Annotated in this window: 16 protein-coding genes; 5 read left to right on the top strand and 11 right to left on the bottom strand. The window is 73.2% G+C overall.

All coding sequences use genetic code 11. From position 1 onward, the window contains the following. Nucleotides 1-4: 4 nt before the first annotated feature. The 3 genes from AB0L89_RS29665 to AB0L89_RS29655 all read right to left on the bottom strand — a co-directional run bounded on the left by AB0L89_RS29665 (nt 5) and on the right by AB0L89_RS29655 (nt 3,476). Nucleotides 5-1,384 carry a M20/M25/M40 family metallo-hydrolase gene (locus tag AB0L89_RS29665; protein WP_365147426.1) on the bottom strand — a complete coding sequence of 460 codons (1,380 nt, stop codon included), beginning with the start codon at nt 1,382-1,384 and terminating at the stop codon, nt 5-7. Beyond that, the gene (locus tag AB0L89_RS29660; protein WP_365147423.1) at nt 1,377-2,210 is read right to left on the bottom strand and encodes a M55 family metallopeptidase; all 834 of its coding nucleotides are present in this window, start codon (nt 2,208-2,210) and stop codon (nt 1,377-1,379) included. The genes AB0L89_RS29665 and AB0L89_RS29660 overlap by 8 nt, the downstream gene beginning before the upstream one ends. A 138-nt stretch (nt 2,211-2,348) precedes the next feature. Further along, the gene (locus tag AB0L89_RS29655) at nt 2,349-3,476 is read right to left on the bottom strand and encodes a right-handed parallel beta-helix repeat-containing protein (RefSeq protein ID WP_365147420.1); all 1,128 of its coding nucleotides are present in this window, start codon (nt 3,474-3,476) and stop codon (nt 2,349-2,351) included. A 294-nt stretch (nt 3,477-3,770) separates the two neighbouring features. Between AB0L89_RS29655 and AB0L89_RS29650 the strand changes: the two genes are divergently transcribed. The 4 genes from AB0L89_RS29650 to AB0L89_RS29635 all read left to right on the top strand — a co-directional run bounded on the left by AB0L89_RS29650 (nt 3,771) and on the right by AB0L89_RS29635 (nt 9,979). Then, a complete protein-coding gene (locus tag AB0L89_RS29650; protein ID WP_365147417.1) occupies nt 3,771-4,826 on the top strand; it encodes a Dyp-type peroxidase in 1,056 nt (351 codons plus the stop codon). A 76-nt stretch (nt 4,827-4,902) separates the two neighbouring features. Then, nucleotides 4,903-6,273, top strand: coding sequence for a threonine/serine exporter family protein (locus tag AB0L89_RS29645; protein ID WP_365147414.1), 1,371 nt, complete (start codon nt 4,903-4,905; stop codon nt 6,271-6,273). Nucleotides 6,274-6,453: 180 nt separating this feature from the next. Further along, nucleotides 6,454-9,033 (top strand): SdrD B-like domain-containing protein, encoded by a 2,580-nt coding sequence (locus tag AB0L89_RS29640; RefSeq protein ID WP_365147411.1) that lies wholly within the window; start codon nt 6,454-6,456, stop codon nt 9,031-9,033. 124 nt (nt 9,034-9,157) lie between these two features. Continuing rightward, the gene (locus tag AB0L89_RS29635; RefSeq protein WP_365147408.1) at nt 9,158-9,979 is read left to right on the top strand and encodes a hypothetical protein; all 822 of its coding nucleotides are present in this window, start codon (nt 9,158-9,160) and stop codon (nt 9,977-9,979) included. A gap of 7 nt (nt 9,980-9,986) precedes the next feature. On the opposite strand, the gene AB0L89_RS29630 is transcribed toward AB0L89_RS29635, so the two are convergent. The 8 genes from AB0L89_RS29630 to AB0L89_RS29595 form a co-directional block, all read right to left on the bottom strand. Then, nucleotides 9,987-10,844: a L,D-transpeptidase gene (locus AB0L89_RS29630; protein WP_365147405.1), complete on the bottom strand. Its 858-nt coding sequence runs from the start codon at nt 10,842-10,844 to the stop codon at nt 9,987-9,989. 75 nt (nt 10,845-10,919) lie between these two features. Continuing rightward, nucleotides 10,920-11,723, bottom strand: a complete 804-nt coding sequence (locus AB0L89_RS29625; protein WP_365147879.1) for an endonuclease/exonuclease/phosphatase family protein — start codon at nt 11,721-11,723, stop codon at nt 10,920-10,922. A gap of 153 nt (nt 11,724-11,876) precedes the next feature. Next, nucleotides 11,877-12,389, bottom strand: a complete 513-nt coding sequence (locus AB0L89_RS29620; RefSeq protein ID WP_365147402.1) for a copper chaperone PCu(A)C — start codon at nt 12,387-12,389, stop codon at nt 11,877-11,879. Beyond that, entirely contained in the window at nt 12,386-14,782 is a 2,397-nt protein-coding gene (locus tag AB0L89_RS29615; protein WP_365147399.1) for a heavy metal translocating P-type ATPase, read from the bottom strand. The genes AB0L89_RS29620 and AB0L89_RS29615 overlap by 4 nt, the downstream gene beginning before the upstream one ends. Then, nucleotides 14,782-15,006: a hypothetical protein gene (locus AB0L89_RS29610; protein ID WP_365147396.1), complete on the bottom strand. Its 225-nt coding sequence runs from the start codon at nt 15,004-15,006 to the stop codon at nt 14,782-14,784. Before AB0L89_RS29610 ends, AB0L89_RS29615 begins: the two co-directional genes overlap by 1 nt. A 130-nt stretch (nt 15,007-15,136) precedes the next feature. Further along, entirely contained in the window at nt 15,137-17,830 is a 2,694-nt protein-coding gene (locus AB0L89_RS29605; protein WP_365147393.1) for a protein kinase, read from the bottom strand. A 155-nt stretch (nt 17,831-17,985) separates the two neighbouring features. After that, nucleotides 17,986-18,435 carry a transcriptional repressor gene (locus tag AB0L89_RS29600; protein WP_365147391.1) on the bottom strand — a complete coding sequence of 150 codons (450 nt, stop codon included), beginning with the start codon at nt 18,433-18,435 and terminating at the stop codon, nt 17,986-17,988. Further along, nucleotides 18,432-19,439: a kinase gene (locus AB0L89_RS29595; RefSeq protein ID WP_365147388.1), complete on the bottom strand. Its 1,008-nt coding sequence runs from the start codon at nt 19,437-19,439 to the stop codon at nt 18,432-18,434. Before AB0L89_RS29595 ends, AB0L89_RS29600 begins: the two co-directional genes overlap by 4 nt. Before the next feature lie 177 nt (nt 19,440-19,616). On the opposite strand from AB0L89_RS29595, the gene AB0L89_RS29590 reads away from it, so the two are divergent. Beyond that, on the top strand, nt 19,617-20,609 hold the full coding sequence (locus AB0L89_RS29590) for a pyridoxal-phosphate dependent enzyme (RefSeq protein WP_365147387.1): 993 nt from the start codon (nt 19,617-19,619) through the stop codon (nt 20,607-20,609). Nucleotides 20,610-20,639 lie beyond the last annotated feature (30 nt).

Raw genomic sequence — 20,639 nt, 5'->3', positions numbered from 1 at the left:
TTCCCTAGGCCGTACGCAGAAAGCGGTCGAGGACTCGGACCCCGAAGTGCAGGGCGTCGACGGGGACGCACTCGTCCACGCCGTGGAAGAGGGCCTGGTAGTCGAAACCCTCCGGTGTCCTCAGCGGCGAGAAGCCGTAGCCGGTGATGCCGAGCCGCGAGAACTGCTTGGCGTCCGTGCCGCCCGACATGCAGTACGGCACGACATGGCCCTCCGGCGCGAACTCCTCGACGGCCGCCCGCATGCGCGCGTACGTCGGCGAGTCGACCGGTGCCTGCAGCGCCACCTCCCGGTGGTGGAACTCCCAGTCGACGTCAGGGCCGGTGAGCCGGTCAAGCGTGCGACGGAACTCGTCCTCGCCGCCGGGCAGGAAGCGCCCGTCGACGTAGGCCACGGCCTCCCCGGGGATCACATTGACCTTGTAACCGGACTGCAGCATCGTCGGATTGGCGCTGTTGCGGACGGTCGGCGCGACCAGGTCGGCGGTCGAGCCGAGCTTCTCCAGGAAGGCGTCCACGTCGAAACCGGGTGCCTCCGGGTCGGTCTCCAGGCCGTAGAGCGTGGCCAGTTCGACGAGGGAGGCCCGCACGGTCGGGGTGAGCCGCACGGGCCAGCGGTGCTCGCCGATGCGGGTGATGGCGGCGGCCAGCCGGCTCACCGCGTTGGCGTGGTTGACCTTGGAGCCGTGGCCCGCCTTGCCGCGTGCGGTCAGCTTGAGCCAGCCGGTGCCGCGCTCGCCCGCCGCGATGGGGTAGATCTGGTTGCCGCGCCCGTCGTGGAAGGTGAAGGCCCCCGACTCGCTGATGCCCTCCGTGCAGCCCTCGAAGAGCGGGGCGTGGCGGTCGGCGAGGAACCCGGAGCCGTCCTCGGCGCTGGCCTCCTCGTCGGCGGTGAAGGCGATCACGAGGTCGCGCCGCGGGCGCACCCCGGCGCGCGCCCAGCGCCGGACGACGGCGAGGATCATCGCGTCCATGTTCTTCATGTCGATGGCGCCCCGGCCCCAGACGACGCCGTCGCGGACCTCCCCGGAGAACGGGTCGACGCTCCAGTCGGCGGCCTGCGCGGGGACCACGTCCAGATGCCCGTGGACGAGCAGCGCGTCGGCGCCGGGGTCGGTGCCCTCGATGCGGGCGACGACGTTCGTGCGCCCCGGAGTGCGCTCCAGGAGCGTCGGTTCGAGTCCCGCGTCGGCGAGACGCTCCGCCGCGTACTCGGCGGCCGGCCGCTCCCGGCAGTCTCCGCTGCCGTGATTGGTGGTGTCGATGCGGATGAGCTCGGAGGTGAACGTGACGACCTCGTCGAGCGCCCGCGCGTCGATGTGGTCGTCGTCCACCTGCCCCTCGTTCTCCCGGCTCTGACGCTGGCTGTGGCTCTGGTCACCCATACTGCTCCTCCACGGCGGCAGAGGCGATCGTCGTAACCGCCTTGAAGGTACGGATCCCCTCGTACATCGTCTCGCTGTCATAGGCCACCTTGCGCTCCCCCGTACGGCGCACGCCAGGTACGACGGTCGACGCCATGGACAGATGCTCGGCGTCGAACTCGACCTCTACGGTGAACGGCCCGGCGGCCACCGGCGCATGGCGTACGGCGAGCGCCGCGGCCTCCTTCGCCGCGCCGCGGATGTCGGCGGCGGTGCGGGCCGGGGTGCGGCAGACCGCCGCGTACCGCGAGACGTGGTCCTTGACGGCGACCTTCAGCGCGCCGGGCGCGTAGCCGAGGGCGTCCTCGCAGGCGAGGTCGTCACCGGTGACGAGCACCACGGGGACGCCGTACTCGGCGACGACATGGGCGTTGAGCAGCCCTTCGCTGGCCCGTACGCCGTTGACCCAGACGCCGGTGATCTGGTTGGCGAGGTAGGTGTGGGCGAGGACGCCCTCCATGCCGGCGCCGGCGTGGTACCCGATGAACGCGATGCCGTCGACGTCCCCGTGCTGCACCCCTTCGACCATGGACAGCGACTTGTGCCGGCCGGTGAGCATCTCGGCCCGTTCGTCCAGCTGCTCCAGCAGCAGATTGCGCATGGTCCAGTGCGCTTCGTTGATGAGCACCTCGTCGGCGCCGCCGTCGAAGAACCCCAGCACGGCGGCGTTCACGTCCGAGGTGAACATCGCCCGGCACCGCTCCCATTGAGCGGTGCCCGGCAACACGTCCGCCGGCCAGGTCACTCCGGTGGCGCCCTCCATGTCGGCGCTGATGAGGATCTTCATGCCGCTTCACGTTACGCGTCGGCGAGGGATCTTCCCAAGAGACAGAGTGCAGCCGGTTCGGACCACTGCCGGACCCCGGCACCGCGCGGACCACGCACCTGGGATCACCCACGCGCCCCGAGGACACCCGGCCCGGCGTCAGTCGCGCACGGGCGCGGGCAGCCGGTAGGTGTCGAGGTCGACGGGGCCCGGGAGGCGGAGTGCGGGGCGGCCCGGTGCGGTGGCCGCCGCGGGCATCGGGCGCTGCGGGGCCGGGGCGGCGACCTCCTTGAAGGAGATGCCCGGCGGCACCTCGACCGGGCGCGTCCTGCCGGGTGGGGTGAGCGGCCGGTCCCGGCCGGGGCAGGCCGCTGCCGCGCGGGGCAGCGGCGCCGGGCTGGTCGGCGACGCGCCGTTGCCCGTGAAGCAGTTGCCGCCGGTGCGCCGCGCCTCGATGACCAGGGCCGTGTCGCGCGGGCCGATGGCGTTGCCGGTGACGCGGTTGGCCTTGACGGGATAGCCCTGCACGTCGCTGAGGACGAACGCGGCGACCCGGTGGCCCTCGACGCGGTTGCGCTCGAAGCGGTTGCGGGTGCCGCCCCCGACACCGACGCCGATCCCGTAGCCGCCCTCGGCCTGCTCGGGGCTGAGGTGGTCGTTGTTGTCCGTGACGGTGTTGCCGACGACGACGGCCTCGTGCTGCGGGCCGAGCGCCTCCAGGTTGTTGGAGTTGACCGTCATGCCCACGCGGTTGCGGCGGATCACGTTGCCGAGGAAGTACAAGTCACGCGACGCGTTGGTGACTTCGATGCCGATGGCGTTGTGCTCCAGCGCGTTGCCGCGCACCACCGTGTCGCAGGGGTCGCACTGGCCGACGTAGATGCCGGAGTCGGACTGGCCGGACGCGTAGGAGTGCTCGATGACGCCGCTGCGGGCGTCGAAGGCGTAGATTCCGTACAAGGCGTTGTTGTGCGCGGTGACGTACGACGCCCTGAAGCCCTTCAGCGGCGGAAATTTGACGGTGTCCAGCGGGTCGTAGCCGGCGCCGCCCGCGCCGGGGCCCTGGAGGCGCTCGTCGGTCACGCCGGTGAACAGAACCCCGTTGGCGAGGTGGTTGCGCACCGTCAGGTTCTCCACCACCGAGGCCGGGCCCGTCACGGTGATGCCGTTGGCCCGCTTGAACTCCCCGTCGATGACGGTGCGCGAGCGGTCGGCGCCCCGCAGCGTCACCCCGGACCGCCGCACGACCACGGCCTCCCGGTAAACCCCCGAAGAGACGAGCACCACGTCACCCGATCGTGCGACATCGACCGCTCGCTGAATTGACGGGTACTGCCCCGGAACGCGCAGCACCGCGGGAGGTCCGCTCGGGCCGGGGCGGCCGTCGGAGGCCGAGAATCCGCAGCCGGACAGGGACGCGAGGACCGCCCCGGCCAGCACGGCGGCTCCCGTGCGGACGGAACGGCGCCACCAGACTGGCGATACACGACATTTCGCAATAACTGACTTCATGTCGCAAAGGTGTACCGTCATGCCTGCCTCAGCGGCCCACGATGGCGCGCCCCCCTGTGAGGAGTACCGGTGACCGCTCCCCCGTCCCTGCCCCGTCGCTCCCTGCTCGCCACGACCGCCGCCCTGGCCGGCGCGAGCAGCTGCGCGGCCCGCCCGACCGGCTCCGACGACCAGCGGCCCAGGCGTCGCGTCCAGGCGGGCATCTCGGGGGCCCAGCCCCGTCATGTCCTGCTGGCCGCGTACGACCTGCGCGCCGAGGGCAAGGGGAAGGCGGTGGACGCCGTGCGCCGCACCCTCGCCGCGTGGACGACGCCCCCGGCACGCCGACTGACCGTGACCGTGGCCGTCGGACCGGACCTCTACCGCAAGCTGGACCTTCCCGCGCCGGACGGCCTGCGCGAACCCCCCGCCTTCCCGGGCGACCGGCTGGAGGAGCGGCGCTGCGGCGGCGACCTCCTGGTCCAGCTCTGCGCGGACGACCCGCTCGCCTGCCGCCGCGCCGCCGCCCGCCTGACCGCCCAAGCCAAGGACGCCTTCGTCCCGCGCTGGCGGCAGAAGGGGTTCCTGCCCCCGCACGCCGCCCACGAGACCCCGCGCAACCTCTTCCGTTTCAAGGACGGCACCGAGAACCCCGCACAGGACGAACTGGCCCGCTGGGTGTGGGACGGCAGCGGCGGCACCCACCTCGTCTACCGGCGCATCCGCATGGACGTCGACCGCTTCACGGCACTGTCCCGGGGCCGCCAGGAGGCGGTGATCGGCCGCCATCGCGGCAGCGGCGCGCCCCTGGGCGGGCGCACGGAACGCGACGACGTCGACCTGTACGCCAAGACTCCGCAGGGCCGCTACGTGATCCCCGCCGACGCCCATGTCCGCCTGGCGCACTCCCGGCTCGACAGCGGGGCCCGGATGCTGCGGCGCGGCTACTCCTACGACGACGGAAGCCACGACAAGGGCCTCCTCTTCATCGCGTACATGCGGGACCCGGCGCTCTTCGTCCGCGTCCAGCAGCGGCTGGCCGACAAGGACGCCATGAACGCCTTCACCGAGCACCGCGCCTCGGCGATCGGCTACGTCCTGCCCGCGCCCGGACGGGGCGAGCACCTGGGCGACCGGCTGGCCTGACCCGGGCCCGGAGCAGCGCACCGCTCCGGCCCCATGGGCGCGAAGACAGGGGCGGAGAACAGGAAAGGACCGTGCCGTGGCCAGCGAGTCGCCGGCGTGGCTGCAGGAGAAGCTGGGCCGGCTGCGCGGCCTGGAGCCCGATCCGGATCCGGCGCTGCCGCCGCCCGACGACCCCTGGTGCCCCGACGCCGCGTTCGTCATCGCTCTCGCGCTGATGATCGGCGAGGCGCTGATCGCCAACGGCGCGTCCGCCGAGGAGACGGCCGCGGGCATGATGACGACGGCCGAGTCCTTCGGGCTCCACTGGTGCGAGCCGGACGTGACGATGTGGGTGGTGTCCCTGTCGGGCCGGATGCCCGGGGACGCCCGCCCGCTGGTGGAGCAGCGTGTGGTCCGCCGCAGGACCAACGACTTCACGGCCCTGGGGCGGACCCACCGCCTCGTCCAGGAGATCAGCGAGCGAACGGTGACCGCGACCGAGGCCCGGGAACGCGCGCTCGCGCTCGGGCCGCCGCCGGAGGGCGAGGTGCGGCGGGGCCGGGCCGCCCGGTGGGGTGTCGCGGCCGCGCACAGCGGTGTCGTCGCCGCGTCGGGCAGCCTGGTGGCAGGGGGCGACCTGCTGGTCGTCGTCCCGTCGTTCGTCGCCGCCACCCTCGCGGGATACCTCACCGGCGCCCTGTCCGCGCTGGGCGTCCTGCCCTTCTACCGCTTCGCGCTGGCCGCCATGCCCGCCGCCCTCTTCGCCTACGTCGCCGAGATCCTCGGGTACGGCGAGATCAGCCCGGCCCTCGTCGTCGGCGGCGTGCTGTCGCTGCTGCCCACGCTCACCATGGTGAGCGCCGTGCAGGACGCCCTGGCCGGTCATTATCTGACCGCGTATGCCCGGGTGATGGACGCGGCGCTGGTGTTCGTCGCGATCGTCGCCGGCATCGGCGTGGTCCTCGTCATCGCCACCAAGAACGGGCAGGACCTGCCGCTCCTTTCGCACAGCACCACGATCGACTACTTCACGTGGCGCTTCGTGGGCGCCGCCGCCTTCGCGACGGCGATCGCTTCCCGAATGCGGGTACCGCCCCGCCGGTGGCTCACCGTGATGCTGCTCGGGGTGAGCGGAGTCATCGCCTACGTCGCCCTCCGGGACCTGGGCTACTCGCGCATGCTCACCACGGGTGTCGTCGCGACGGGCATCAGCGTGGCGGGGCGGCTCATCGTCCGGCGCACCGGGGAGTCGGCGCTGCCCCTGGTCATTCCCGCCGTCACACCGCTGCTGCCGGGCAGTGTCCTCTATCGCTCGCTGAGCGAGCTGGCCATCAGGGAATCCGAGCACGGCGTCACGCACATGGTGCAGGCCGTCGCCCTGATGGTCGTGCTGGCCACGGGCGTCAGTCTCGGAAACGAAGCGGCCTATTTCTTCCGCCAGGTGCGCCGTCGGCGGGCCCGGGCGTAGGCGTTTATCGCTTTTCTGTTCTTTCGACTCTCTGTTCTTTCGACCTTTCGTTCCCTCGTCCGGATGGACGCGCGATCCCTTCCGAATTGATCATCCCTTGGCGCGCCTCCTGTCGTCCCTTATGAGCGAAATGTGCAATTTCGAGTGGTTTCTCGAATTCGAGACGCAGAGAGGACAACCGTGGAACAACACATCAAGCGGCGGGCGCTCGGCGGCATGACCATGCTGCTCACCGTCGCGACCGCCGGCGCCGGGCTACCGGCCTTCGCCGGGGCGGCCCCACAGGTCCGCGACGCGGGGGACGGCTCGGTCAAGGTCCGCGTCGTCCGCGCGGTCGACGCCAACGGCGAGTGGGACCAGGCGCTGGAGCCGGGGATGTCCGGGGTCGAGGTGGTTCTCACCGACGCCGAGGGCCGCAGCATCACGGGCAAGACCGGGGCGAACGGCGTCGTCGACCTCGCGCCCGGCACCAAGCTGCGGGGCGGCAAGTACCGCGTCGAGGCCAAGAACCCCAAGCCGGGCGTGCTCTTCCCGGGCTTCGCGCAGCCCAAGGACGACCTGAGCGACCCGAACATCATGTCCTCGAACGTGGAGTTCGTGGACCTGAAGGGCGGCAAGGACGCCGAATTCACCACGTCGTTCTGGAACCCGGGCGACTACTGCCAGAAGAACGCCGAGCTGGTGACGGCCTGTATCGGCAGGGACGTCGAGAACTTCTCGGACCCCGCCGACCGGCGGACGCTGGTGGCCTTCCCGTACAACGCCCGCGGCAACGACAACCAGACGACGAACCTGTCGGACAAGGCCACCACGGGTGCGCTCTACGGCATCGGTTACAGCAAGCAGAAGAAGTGGATCTTCTCCGGGGCGATGGCCCGCCGCGCCGCCGACTACGGTCCGGGCGGCCGGGGCGCCATCTACCTGACCGACCGGCCGTCCCAAGAGACCACCGTGTTCACGAAGGTCCCCAACGTCGGGGGCACCGACCACGACATGTCGCAGCCCGACATGGACGTCGCCTTCAGCAAGGCGGTGACCAAGGAGTCGCTCGGTGACGTCGAGGTGTCCGAGGACGGCAAGGACCTCTACGTCGTCAACCTGAACGACCGCAAGCTGTACCGGTACGACGCCACCAAGAAGACCGCGAGCGCGCCGAAGGCGTCGTACGCGATCCCGGACCCGGGCTGCGCCGCGGCCGGCGACTGGCGCCCCTTCGGCCTCGGCGTCCAGGACGGCACGGTGTACGTCGGCGGTGTCTGTTCGGCCGAGTCGAGCCAGGACAAGGCCGACATGCGCGCCGTCATCCAGACCTTCAACCCGAAGAGCGGCGCGTTCACCGGCACGGTCATGGACGAGAAGCTCGACTTCCCCCGCGGCATCGCCGACACCCTCGGTGGCGCCTGCCAGGGAGCCGGCTGGTACCCGTGGGCCGACGGCTGGCGCGACCAGCAGGACGGCAGGACCTGTGGGGCACGGCACGCCTACCCGCAGCCGATCCTCGGCGACATCGTCGTGGACACCGACGGCGACCTGATCCTCGGCTTCCGCGACCGCTACGCCGACCAGACGGGCGAGGGGCTCCGCACCAAGCCGGGAAGCTTCCTGTCCTCGCCGTCCGCGGGCGGTGACCTGAACCGGGCGTGCAAGAAGGGCGGCAAGTTCGTCCTGGACGGCAACGGCGGCTGTACGAACAACGCCACCCCGCAGAACAACGGCGGACAGGCCGCGGACGTCAAGGAGTACTACCCGGGCGAGTACCGGACCGTCTGGCACCAGGAGTCCGCGTTCTCCGGCATCGCCCTGTCCAAGGTCGAGGACACCATCGCCAGCTCCGGCATCGACGTGGCCGACGCCACCTACAACAGCGGCACGATGTTCGTGAACCGCTTCGACCCCGCCCGCGCGCAGGGTCTGGGCAACCGCCTCACCGACAACTTCGGCAAGGGCGGCTCCATGGCCGACCTCGAAGTGCTCTGTGACGAGGCGCCGTTCCAGATCGGCAACCGTGTCTGGTACGACAACGGCAAGCGCATGAAGAACGGCATCCAGGACGCGGACGAGAAGCCGGTCGTGGGCGCCACGGTGAACCTGTACGACGCCAAGGGCAAGAAGATCGGCACGGCCAAGACGAACGCGCGCGGCGAGTACTACTTCGACTCGACGCTGGTCAAGAACGTCGCCGCGGCGGACTGGAAGTACGGCCGCAAGTACTTCGTGCGCATGGACAACCCGGCCGACTACGCCAAGGGCGGCGTGCTCTACGGCTACAAGCCCTCGCAGTTCGGCAACGGCGGCAACATGGCCGTCGACTCCAACGGCAAGCCCTACGGCAACGGCTTCTCGGCCGCCGACGTCAAGATCGACGGCGCCGGGGAGAACGACCACGACATCGACTTCGGCTTCCACAAGCCGACCCAGATCATCCTGACCAAGGTCAGCGCCAAGGACAGCAAGCCCGTGATGGGCGCCGTCTTCCAGCTGTGGCAGGAGTCCAACGGCAAGAAGGGCCTCCAGCGCAGCGGCAAGGCCGACAAGCGCCTCGGCGAGTGCGCCACCGACGCCAAGGGCAAGTGCGTCTTCCCGAAGATCATGATCGGCAGCTACTACCTGGTCGAGACCGCCACCCCCGAGGGCTACATCAAGCCCGTGGGCGCGGCGGCCGTGACGGGGCCGCTCAAGGTCACCGAGAAGAACTGTGAGTTCAACCCGCTCCGGGTGACGCTCAAGAACAAGCCGGAGAAGCCGATCAAGAAGAAGTAGTCCGGCTCTCGAACGACTCGGACCACTGCGGCAGTCCGCCCCGGCCCCACGGCCGCGGGCGGGCTGCCGTCCCCGTTCCGGGGATTTCCACGGATCCCACGCACACTTCACGGAAGGCGGGCCCATGCCCCTCACGAATCCACTGCGCCGACTGAGCCGCCGCACCCTGCTCGCCTGTGCGGGGGTGGTCGCGGCCGGCGCGGCCCTGACCGTCGGCGTCGCGGCGCACGGCCCGGACGCCGCGCCCGAGCGGGCCCTCACCGGCGCCGAGGTCCAGCGCTTCGCCATGGCCCGGCTCAGCACGTACGAGGCGAGCCCCGCCGAGCTGCGGATCACCGTCCCGCAGGACGAGAAGCAGGCGATGGTCGTCGAGGGCCTCGTCGACTACCGCGTCCACCGTGCCGTGGGGCGCTACCGCATGACGGACCGTCCGGCCCGGGGCGGCACGGGCATGCTGGCCTGGGACATGGGAGGCCTGGGGGTGGCCCCGGACAAGGCGAAGCAGGGCGCGGACGCGGCGCGGGACGCGGATCCGCGGAGCATCGCCAAGGCGGCCTCGGGCCTGCGCGGACCGGCCTGGTCCCCCCGCGCCTACAGCACCGACCCGCTCGACATCGCCCTGCGCATGACGCACATGCTGGGTTCGAACCGCCCCGAGAACGCCCAGCTCCTCGCGCAGGCCGGGCCGCGCTGGCTCGGCCGGGAATCGCTCGACGGCACGGACTACGACATCGTCTCCGGGCCTCGCCCCTCGGCGAAGGAGAAGCCCGCGGTGCGCACCAGCCGCTCCCCGCTGAAGTACTGGATCGGCCCGACGGGCGATCTGCGGCGGGTCGAGGCGACCGTGCGCGGGCTGCCCGGACCGGTGCGCATCGACATCGTGGCGGGCAGGAGCGCCGCGAAGGTTCCCGACACTCCCTGGGGCGGTCCCGCCCGCCGTGCCTGAGGCCGGGCTACCGGGCGACGGGCGGCCCCTGCGGCTCCTCGTACGCCGAGCCGTCCTCGTAGCCCCACCGCGTGGTCGCGATCAGTTCGTCGTCGCCCCGGGTGGCGCTGCGCGGCCGGGTGCCCGGCTTCATGCCGAAGACGTAGACGCGGTTGCCCCTGCCGACCTGGCGCCACAACCGGGCGGATGCGTTGAGCTCCAGATTGACGCAGCCGTGCGATCCGCCGCCGTCGTACACGTCGCCGTAGGTGCCGTGCAGCGCCTGCCCGCCGCTGAAGTACTGCGAGTAGGGCATGCGGGCGTAGCCGAAGAGGCGGGAGACGTCGTGCCGGACCCGCCGGAAGATGCGGTGCATGCCGCCGCGCGTCTCCACGCCGCGGGCTCCGGTGCGGATCGGGACCGGCCTCATGACCAGCTTGCCCTTGGCGCCCTGCTGCACCCAGAGCAACTGCCGCGAGCGGTCCACGCACACCACCCGGTAGGAGCGCTGCGGGCAACGGCGCGCCTTGTTCGGGGTCTTGCCCGCCTGGACGATCAGCAGCATGCGGTACGTGCGCAGATTCGCCTGGCCGGTGGCGGGCCTGACGCGGTGGCGCTGCTGGAAGGCACGGATGGCGCGGCAGTCCGCTTCGGACTGGACGCCGTCCTGCTTCAGCTTCAAGTACTTCTCCAGCTGCCACTGGTACGGGCCGGTGGCGGCCCGGCACCGGCTTGCGGGAGGCTGCGCGCTCGCGGCTTCCGCCGGGAGGAGCGTCACTCCCACGGAAAGGGCCAGGCCGACCGCGGCCGCGGCCCGGACCGCACGTCCCCGCAGGCCCACCGGGGTGCGCCTGCTGTCGCCGGCTGAGTCTGTGCCTCTGTCCATGGAGCGATCATGCGGCGCGCGGGCCCTCGGCGCAGCGAGTCATAGGCCGAACAGGCGGTCGGTGGGCAGGCCTGCTCAGAGCGGGTCCAGGTCGGTCTGGAGCATGTGGTGGTCCGAGTACGGGCTGGGCCGCACGGCGTGCCGGAGCGGGGCGATGCCGCGCAGGAAGACGTAGTCGAACTTGCTCTGCCAGTCGGTGGTCGGCTCGCAGGCCCCGGCGTCCGAGGGGCGGCAGCGGGGGTCCGTGTCGGTGGCCACGTCCCACATCGGGGCGAGTTCGGGCGCGTACGGCACGGCGTTGAAGTCGCCGAGGACGATCGCGCGGTCGTGCCGGGCGACCTCCTTGGCGAGGACCTCGGCCTGGTCCGCCCGGACCTCCTCCTGACGGCGCTGGGCGAAGTGCGTGTTGAAGACCCGGACGGGACGGCCGCCCACCTCGGTGGTGACGGCCATGTACCCGCGGTCCTCGGACCCGCCGTCGGGATACTCGACGTTCACGCGGTCCGTCATGGGCGCCGCCGAGAGGATCGCCTGGCCGAAGGCCCCCGGGCTCCACGGCCATCCCCCGCAGCGGCCCCCGTTGTTCAGGACCGACCCGTACGCGACGTGGTAGTCGAGGCCGTAGAAGCGCTTCAGGTAGTCCCGGATCCGCTCGACGTCCCGGACGCACGCCTCCTGCATGCCGATGACCTGCGGGGCGTAGGTGGCGATCTCCGCCGCCCGGCCCGCGTTGTTGCCGCTCCCACAGGGGTTGCAGATGTTCCACGTCATGACGCGGTTCGGTACGACGTCGTCGGCGGCGCCGGCCGGCAGGGCCTGCGCGACGAGGGCGCCGCTCGGCGCGCTGGGGCCGAGGAGCACCATGCAGGCGACGGTCATGGCGCCCGCGAGCAGCCCTCGTCCGAGCACCGTCGCCTCCTCGAAGTGGATGCACACGCATCGAAGTGGATGCACACGCATCCTAGGACGTCTCCGTGGGGCGTGGACGGGTGCCCCGCCTCGCCGGGCGCGGGCCGGCGGGCCCGGCTCCGGTCAGCCGACCGGGCGGACCACCACCGCCTCCGTCGCGATCCGTCCGCCGTGCCGGAAGGTCAGGACGAACGGGATCCGGTCGCCCTCCTTCAGCGGCGTGCGGACACGGGCCATGACGTCCAGGCCGTGCGGGGACATGGTGAGCCCCTCGCGGGCCGGAACGGCGGCGGAGCCGACCATCCGCATGGTGGCCGAACCCTCGCCCGCCGCCGCGTGCCGGCCCAGCACCACGTCGTCGAGGGCGGGGGACGTCACCGACGTCAGGCGGTCGTCGGCGCCACCGGAGTTGGCGACGCGGAAGAACGCGGCGGTCTCCGTCCTGTCGCCGTACGGCAGATAGAGCGTGCCGGGAGCGACCTCGACGCGGGGCGGACTGCCCGCGGCGCCGGACCCGGCCCACGCGGCGAGCGCGCCGAGGGCGACGGCGCAGGCCGTCACGGGCGCGAGGGCGGCGAGGGCGGCGGCGCGCAGGCCGCGGCGGGTCGGCCGCCAGGGGTGCCGTTCGGCGGTCATCGGACACCGCCCCGGGCCGCCGCCGCGGGGCGCCTCGCCACGCCGGCGGCGGGGCCGCGCGTCGGCCGCCAGGTGCGCAGCCGCAGGCTGTTGCCGACGACCAGCAGGGAACTCGCCGACATCGCCGCCGCCGCGACCATCGGGTTGAGCAGGCCGACCGCGGCGAGCGGCAGCGTGACGGCGTTGTAGCCGAAGGCCCACAGGAGGTTGCCGCGGATGGTGCGCAGGGTGCGCCGGGCCAGGAGGACCGCGTCCGCGACGGCCTCGATGTCGCCGCGCACGAGCGTCACGTCGGCGGCTCCCATCGCCACGTCGGTGCCGGTGCCCATGGCGATCCCGAGGTCGGCGCGGGCCAGCGCGGCGGCGTCGTTCACACCGTCGCCGATGACCGCGACACGGCGTCCGCGCTCCCTCAACTCCCCTACGAGTGCTGCCTTTTCCTCGGGGGTGCGGCGGGCGTGGACCTCGTCGATGCCCAGGTGCGCGGCGACGGCGCGCGCGGTGGCCGCGCGGTCGCCGGTGGCCAGGACCGGGCGCACGCCGAGGCGCCGCAGCCGGTCCACGGCGCGGTAGCTCCCGGGCCGCACCAGGTCGCCGACCGCGAGGAGCGCCTCGGGTACGCCGTCCACGCGGACGAGGACGGGGGTGTGCGCGGCGTTCTCGGCGTCGGCCAGGGCGCGGGCGAGCGGTTCGGTGCGCGGGGTCGGGCCGTCTCCGGGCGGGGTCGGGCCGTCTCCGGGTGGCGTCGGGCCGTCTCCAGATGGCGTCAACTCGTCGCCGGATGTCATCAACTCGTCGCCGGGGGCGCAGACTTCGACCAGGTGTCCCTCGACCCGCCCCCGTACGCCCCAGCCGGTCACCGCCCGGAACGCGTGGACCTCCGGCAGCGGGCGCCCCGGCGCCTCCCGTCGCGCGTACGAGGTGATCGCGCGGCCCAACGGGTGTTCCGAGCCCTGCTCCACGGCCCCCGCCAGGCGCAGCGCGGCCTCCCGTCCGATGCCGTCCCGCGTCGCGGTGACTCCGGTGACGTCCATGTGTCCGGAGGTGAGGGTGCCGGTCTTGTCGAGGACGACGGTGTCGATGTGCCGCAGGGCTTCGAGGGCCCGCGGCCCGCGGACCAGGACGCCCAGGCGGGCGCCCCGGCCGGTGGCGGCCAGCAGGGCGGTGGGTGTCGCGAGGCCCAGGGCGCAGGGGCAGGCGACGACGAGGACGGCGACGCAGGCGGTGACGGCGGCCTGTGGTGCGGCACCGGCGCCGAGCCAGAACCCGAGCACCGTCGCGGCGAGCGCGAGCACCACCGGCACGAACACCCCCGCCACCGCGTCCGCGAGGCGCTGCGCACGCGCCTTGCCGGACTGGGCCTCCGTCACCAGGCGGGTGATGCGGGCGAGTCGGGTGTCCGCGCCGACCGCCGTGGCGCGCAGGAGCAGCATCCCGCCCGCGTTGACGGCACCGCCGGTCACCTCGGTGCCCGGTCCGACCTCGACCGGTTCGCTCTCGCCGGTGACCAGCGACAGGTCCACCGCGGAGCGGCCCTCCACGACGACACCGTCGGTGGCGATCCGCTCGCCGGGCCGGGCGACGAAGACCTGACCGACCCCCAACTCGGCCACGGGCACGACACGTTCGCCGTCGCCGTCGCGTACGGCGACGTCCTTGACGGTGAGTTCGGCGAGGGAGCGGAGCGCCGCCCCAGTGCCCCGGCGGGCCCGCGCCTCCAAGAAGCGCCCGGCGAGCACGAACAGCGGGACGCCGACGGCCGCCTCCAGATAGACGTGCGCGGTGCCCTCATCGGCGGTGGGCAGCAGGCTGAACGGCATCGTCATGCCGGGCACGCCCGCGCCCCCGAGGAAGAGCGCGTACGCCGACCAGCCGAAGGACGCCGTGACGCCCAGCGAGACCAGCGTGTCCATGGTCGCCGCCGCGTGCCGCAGGCCCCGCAGCGCCCGCGCGTGGAACGGCCACGCGCTCCAGGCGGCGACCGGCGCGGCGAGCACGAAGCACAGCCACTGCCAGTTGCGGAACTGCAGGGCGGGCGCCATGGAGAGGACGAGGACCGGCGCGGAGAGGAGCGCGGTGACCAGCAGGCGCCGCCGTTCGCGGGCCGCTTCGGGATCGTCCGTCGTCGGCTCCGCCGCACCTGGCGGCCGTGCGCCGCGCGGCTCGGGCGGTGCGGGCGGCTCCGCCGCGTACCCGGCCCGCTCGACCTCGGCGATCAGCGCGTCCGGCGTCAGGTCCGGGGGATGGCTGACCCGGGCGAGGCCGGTGGCGAGGTTCACGGTCGCGCTGACGCCGTCCAGCCGCCCGAGTCGTTTCTCGACCCGCTTCACACACGCCGCGCAGGTCATGCCGGTGACGGCGAGGTCGGTGGTGACCAGTGCTCCGGCGCCCATCAGTGCCCGTCCCCGTGCATGCCGCCCATGTCTCCCTCGTCGTCGCCGCGGCCCCTGCCGCCGCCGTCCCCGGAGTCCGTGACGCTCTCCCGCATGCCGGGCGCGACGGGGCCGACGGCCCTGCCCACGGCGTACGACACCGCGAAGACCAGCACCAGCAGCACCAGGAATCCGCAGAGCGCGGGCGGCGGCAGGAATCCGCGTCGCCGTGAGTCCTCAGTCATCGCCGTTCCCCGGTCGCGTCGTGCTCAGGACGCGGACCGGCCGGACCGCGCCGCTTCAGGAGTCGGACGGATACGGCGGCCAGTTCCCGCACACGGGAGTGGCGCGGGCCACACGGCCGAAGAGAGCGGTTCAGGAGGGCAGTTCGAAGGAGGTGACGGTGCCGTCGTGGTAGGCGAGCCAGAGCGCGCCGCCGATCGAGAGGATCTGAGGCTGCCAGCTGTGCCTGTCGGGGTCGGTGGGGTCAGCGGGATCGGCGGCGCGATTCCGCTCGCCGGGGGCGCCCTCGACGCGGTGCTTCTTCCGGGGGCCGCCGTCGACGGGGAGGGTGTACAGGGCGGAATTGTCGGCGTAGACCGCGTACTTGCCGATGATCGACTGCTCGGAGGGCGGGCTGTACGCGCGGTAGGTGCCGACGGTGCGCGGCTCGGCGTCGGCCTCGCCGCCCGCCAGGGGCTGCAGTTCGATACGGGTACCGTCCTTGTCCGGGCCGAGGCGGTAGAGCGCGCTGCCCGCGTCGACCAGTTCCTGCGCCGCGAGACCGTCGCCCGCGGTCTTGCCGAGGCTCGCGCCGTCGACGGCCTCGAGGGTCTTGGCGTCCAGGGTGACCAGGCCGCCCTCCGGGAGCCCGCAGTGCACCTCGGCGCCGATGGCCCGCACCCGCACGCAGGCGGCGCCGCTGTCCGTGGTGAAGCGCACGGGGTCGCCGGAGCGTGCGTCGAACCCGGTGAGGCCGCCGGGCGAGGTGGCGATGACCCGCCCCTGCGCGAAGGCCTGCGCGCCGAACCGGACCCCGTCGGCCCTGTCGCCCCCAACGCTCTCACCGGCCTGTCCCACCTCACCGGCCCCACCGGCCCCACCGGCCCCACCGGTTCCTGTGGCCTTGCGGTTGGACAGGGGCCGCTGCCACAGCGGCCTGCCGCTGGCGGCGTCGAAGGCGTGGACCGAGGTCGAGTCGTCCTCCTTGACCGTGAAGAAGACCGTGCGCTCCCCGAGGACCACGTCACCGACGCGCGTGCCCTTCGGCAGGGGCTGTTCCCAGCGCACCGCGCCGTCGCGCACGGACCGTCCCCGCGCCGCGCCTCCTTCGTACGTGAGCACGAGGTCGCCGTAGAGGACAGGACCCGACGCGTCCCCCGGGATGTGCCAATCGCCGTCCGCGCCGGGGCGGGGCCTGTCGCGGGTGGCGGCGGGCTCCTTCCAGCGGGGCGCGCCGTCCGCCGCGCCGACCGCTTCGAGGCCGCCGAGGAAGGTGCGGCAGACCAGGACGTCGGAGTTCAGGGCGCAGGCCCACGGGCGGCCCGCCAGCCGGGTCCGCCACGGCTTCCAGCCCTGGGGGCGGGCGGCCGGGGCGACGGGGAAGGCACGGCTGCCGAGGTATCCGGCCGTCGTGACGCCGGTGCGCCGCGCGTCGGCCGGGGACGTCCTGGCGGGCTTCGCGTCGCCGGCCCGCGCGTCGGTCCCGTCGCCGCCGAGCCCGAGTGCCCCCAGGGAGCCGAGGACGCCCACGGACACGGCGGCGGCGAGGACGGCCGTGACGGTCCTGCGCCGGGGGCGCGGGCGCGGGGCGGTGGCCGTTCCGGGCGGCTCGGCACCGGGCGGTGGCGCGGCGCCGGGCCGGGCGGGTGCGGGCAGGGGCTCGGCGGCCGCCAGGGTGCGGGCGAGTTCCGTCTCGTACCGGCGGATCTCCGCGTCGATCGCGGCGGGCCAGCGGGCGGGCGCCACCGCGCCGGGCTCCGCTCCGTGCGGGCCCTCGGCGAGCGCCGCGCGGAAGCGGGCCTCCAGTTCGGCCGCGTCGGGGCGCGCCGAGGCGTCCTTGACCAGGCAGTCCTCGATGAGGGGACGCAGCTGCGGCGGCAGCGCGGCGAGCTCCGCCTCGGCCCGCGCGACGCGGTGGAGCACCTCGGCCTCGGGCAGTCCCTCGCCGAAGGGGGTCGTGCCGGTCGCGGCGTGACAGAGGACGGCGGCCAGGGCGAACACGTCGGACGCGGCGACCACTTGGCCGGGCCCGAGGAGGTGCTCCGGCGACAGGAAGGCCGGGGAGCCGGACCCCGCGGCGGTCGCGGTCGCGTCGTCGCTCCCGGCCGCCTCGCGGGCGATGCCGAAGTCGACGATCTTCGGTCCGTCCGCGCCGAGCAGGACGTTCGCGGGTCTCAGGTCGCCGTGCGCGATCCCGGCGCGGTGGATGTCCCCCAGCGCCTGGGCGAGTTCGAGGGCGAGGCGCAGCACGGCGTCCCGCGGCAGCGGCCCGCCGAGGCACACCGCGCGCTCCAGGGTGGGGCCGGGCACGTACTCGGTGGCGAGCCAGGGGTGTACGGCGACGGGGTCGGCGGCGAGGAGCCGCGCGACGAAGCGGCCGCGCACGGGGAGCGCGGCGACGACCTCGCGGCCGAACCGCTCGCGGAACGCGGGTTCGTGGCCGAGATCCGTCCGTAGGGATCTGACCGCGACGAGCCGCGGCACCGCGTCCGCCGCGTCCTCGGCCGGAGCGTCGGTCCGCGCTTGAGCGCTCTCCTGCGCCCGGGCACCCGGCCGGACGTGCCCGCCGGGCTGTTCCTGAGTCCCCGTCCGCGCCTGATCCCCGGCCCGCGCGTGAGCGCCCGCCCGCGCCGGAGCGGCCGACCGCACCCGGTCGCCCGCCAAGACCTCCGCCCCCACCGCGACGAGCCGCGGATCCGCCCCGAGGTACACCTCACCCGTGCTCCCCGCCCCGATCCGGGCGAGGACCTGGTAAGGGCCTATGCGCCGGGGCGAGTTGTCGCACAGCGCTCCGAGCGCCGGCCGGTCGCCGCACGACTCGTCCGTACGCGCACGCCCGTCCGTCATCTTCCGCTCCCCCTCTGCCGGCGACCGTCCGTGACGACGGAGCCCGACGCAACAAGCAGACGAACAGGGGCAGTTCGCCCCCCTTGCACCACAGGCGACACCATGGCGCCCCCTCTGCACTTTACTCAGTGATGGGGTTCGGCAACCGTACGAAGTCAGCCCCTGTCGGGATCACCGGAGGGGCGGCACGGTCCGCACACGCCGCTGAGTTCGAGGGTGTGCGCGAGGTCCGCGTAGCCGGTGGTCTCACCCAGACGCTCGGCCCACGCCTCGACGTCCCGCGCGTCGACCGCCTGACTGCGTCCGCAGCGGCGGCAGATGAGGTAGTGGCGGTGCTCTTCGGTGGGGCGCCGCAGGTAGAGCCGTTCGCCGGTCTCGTCGCGCACGACGTCGACGAGGCCCGCGCGGTCGAGGTCGCGCAGCGTGCGGTAGACGGTGGTGAGGCCGACCGCGCCGCCGGTCCCGGCGAGGAGCGCGTGCAGCTCCTGCGCGGAGACGAACTCGCCGCAGCGGCCGAGGGCTTCGAGCACCGCGCCGCGCTGCCGCGTCCTGCGCACCCCGACCTCGCCGGGCCCGCCGCGCACCGGGCCGGGACCGGCCGTCACGGCGCGCCCGCCCGGCACGCGGCGTTGCCGAAGCTCAGCGTGCGGTAGACCGTCACGCCGCCCGCCAGCTCGGTGCAGGACTGCGCCGCCGCCGTCACGCGCCGCGTGTACGCGGGGTCCGTGGCGTCGATCAGCACCCCCAGGGTCGTACCGCTGTGTCCGACGACCACGCCGAGCCCGCCGACGTCCCGGCAGATCTCCCGCATCGGCTCCAACGCGGCCTTGTGGCGCAGGCGTTGGTTCATCAGGGCGCTGCGGGTCGCGATCCTGCCCACCTCGGGGAGGTCCTGGCGGCGCACGGCGGTGGTGAGGCGCCCGAGGAGGTCGGCGTAGGCGCGCCGGTCGGCCGCCGTGAACGGTTTGGGGATGCGGTTGAAGTCCACGGTGTCGACCGAGCCGCCCTCGTCGATGCCGACCACGGCCATGGCGGGCAGCGAACCGAGGACGGCGCGCAGCCGCACGCTGCGGTGGTGGAAGGCGACGATCGCCGGGTAGAGCACCCCGTCGGTGGGTTCGATGCGGGACAGCAGCCGCTCGATGCGGGTGGGCGGCATGGGGACGTCGAGGGCCTGCCCGACCGCCCGCGCGGTGGCGACGAGGTCGGCGGAGGAGCTGGCGAGCCCCTTGCCCTCGGGGATCACGCTGCTGACGGTGAGCACGCCGCCGCGCGACAGACGCCCGGACCGCACGGAGGCCGCGGCCCCGGCGTACCGGGACGCCGCCCGCTCGTGCGGCGCCGGGTCGGCGATCATCCGCGCCAGCCGGAGCGCCTTCGTCTTGCGCGGCGGCCAGACCTCCAGCTCCCCGGACGCGGAACCCGGCCGGAAGGTGGCCATGGTCCACCGCGCGACGGGCAGCGTCACGAGGAAGTCCCCGTCGTCCTCCGGCAGTACGCCCTGGAGCAGCTCGCCGAAGGTTCCGAAGGCGGTGCCCACCCCCGTCTTCGCCGGTCGCCCCTGTCGTGGCGGGCGAGGCCCGGCTCCGGCCTGCTGGGACAGCTTCACGCGACTCCTCTCGACGGCGCGGGGCACACGGCGCGGCACCCCGCGGGCACCAGTGTGCCGACCTTACCCGGTCTTGACAATCATTTTCATCTGGTGTGATGCTCTCGGCGTTCCCGGGGGCCGCCCGCACTCCCCCGGCATCTCCCTGTCCACACGTCCCTACGGGGGAGCTCCGTCATGCACGCACACATCGCTGAAGCGGTGAAACGACCCGATCTCATATCCCTCGCACCGGATCTGGCCTGCCTCCGGTTCGAGACCATGAAGATCTACTCCGCCCTCGGAGCCGTCCGGCACCTGCTGGAGACCGGCGCGGTCCGGCCCGGCGACACCCTCGTCGACAGCTCCAGCGGCATCTACGCCCAGGCGCTCGCCCTCGCCTGCCACCGCTACGGCATGAAGTGCCACATCGTCGGCTCCACCACCGTGGACCGCTCGACCCGGGTGCAGCTGGAGATACTCGGCGCCACGCTGGAGCAGGTCGCGCCCTCCAAGGACCTGCGCCTGGACCAGGAGTCGAGGGTGCGCCGCATCGCCGAGATCCTGGCGGACAACCCCTCGTACCACTGGATGCGGCAGTACCACGACGCCATCCACTACCACGGCTACCGCGAGGTGGCCGAGGCGATGGACGCGGACCTTCCGGCCGGTCCCCTCACCCTGGTCGGCGGCGTCGGCTCGGGCGCGTCGACCGGGGCGCTCGCCACGTATCTGCGCGAGGCCGGCCGGGACGTGTCGCTGGTGGGCGTGCAGCCCTTCGGCAGCGTCACCTTCGGCTCCGAGCACGTCGCCGACCCCGACATGATCATCGCCGGGATCGGCAGCGCCATCCCCTTCCGCAACGTCCGGCACGAGCTGTACGACCGGATCCACTGGGTCAACTTCGACAGCGCCCTGTCCGGCGCGGTCTCCCTGCTGCGCACCAGCGGCATCTTCGCCGGGCTCTCGGCGGGCGCCGCCCACCTCGCCGCCCTGTGGGAGCGGCGCGGGGACCCGACGCGCACCCACGTCTTCATCGCCGCCGACACCGGGCACCGCTATGTCGACAGCGCCTACGCCCGGCACGAACAGGCCCCGGACATCGACACGTTGAAGCCCCACGAGATCAGCTCGCTCGACGAGCTGCGGCACCCCTGGTCCACCGCGCGCTGGCCCGCCACCACTCCCTGACCGACCGTCCCGCCCCCTTCACGAGAGCAT

It is taken from the genome of Streptomyces sp. NPDC052114 (genome assembly GCF_040680155.1).
Classification (GTDB): domain Bacteria; phylum Actinomycetota; class Actinomycetes; order Streptomycetales; family Streptomycetaceae; genus Streptomyces.
Note: the sequence above shows the minus strand (reverse complement) of the source record. Positions and strands in the feature narration are given on the sequence as shown.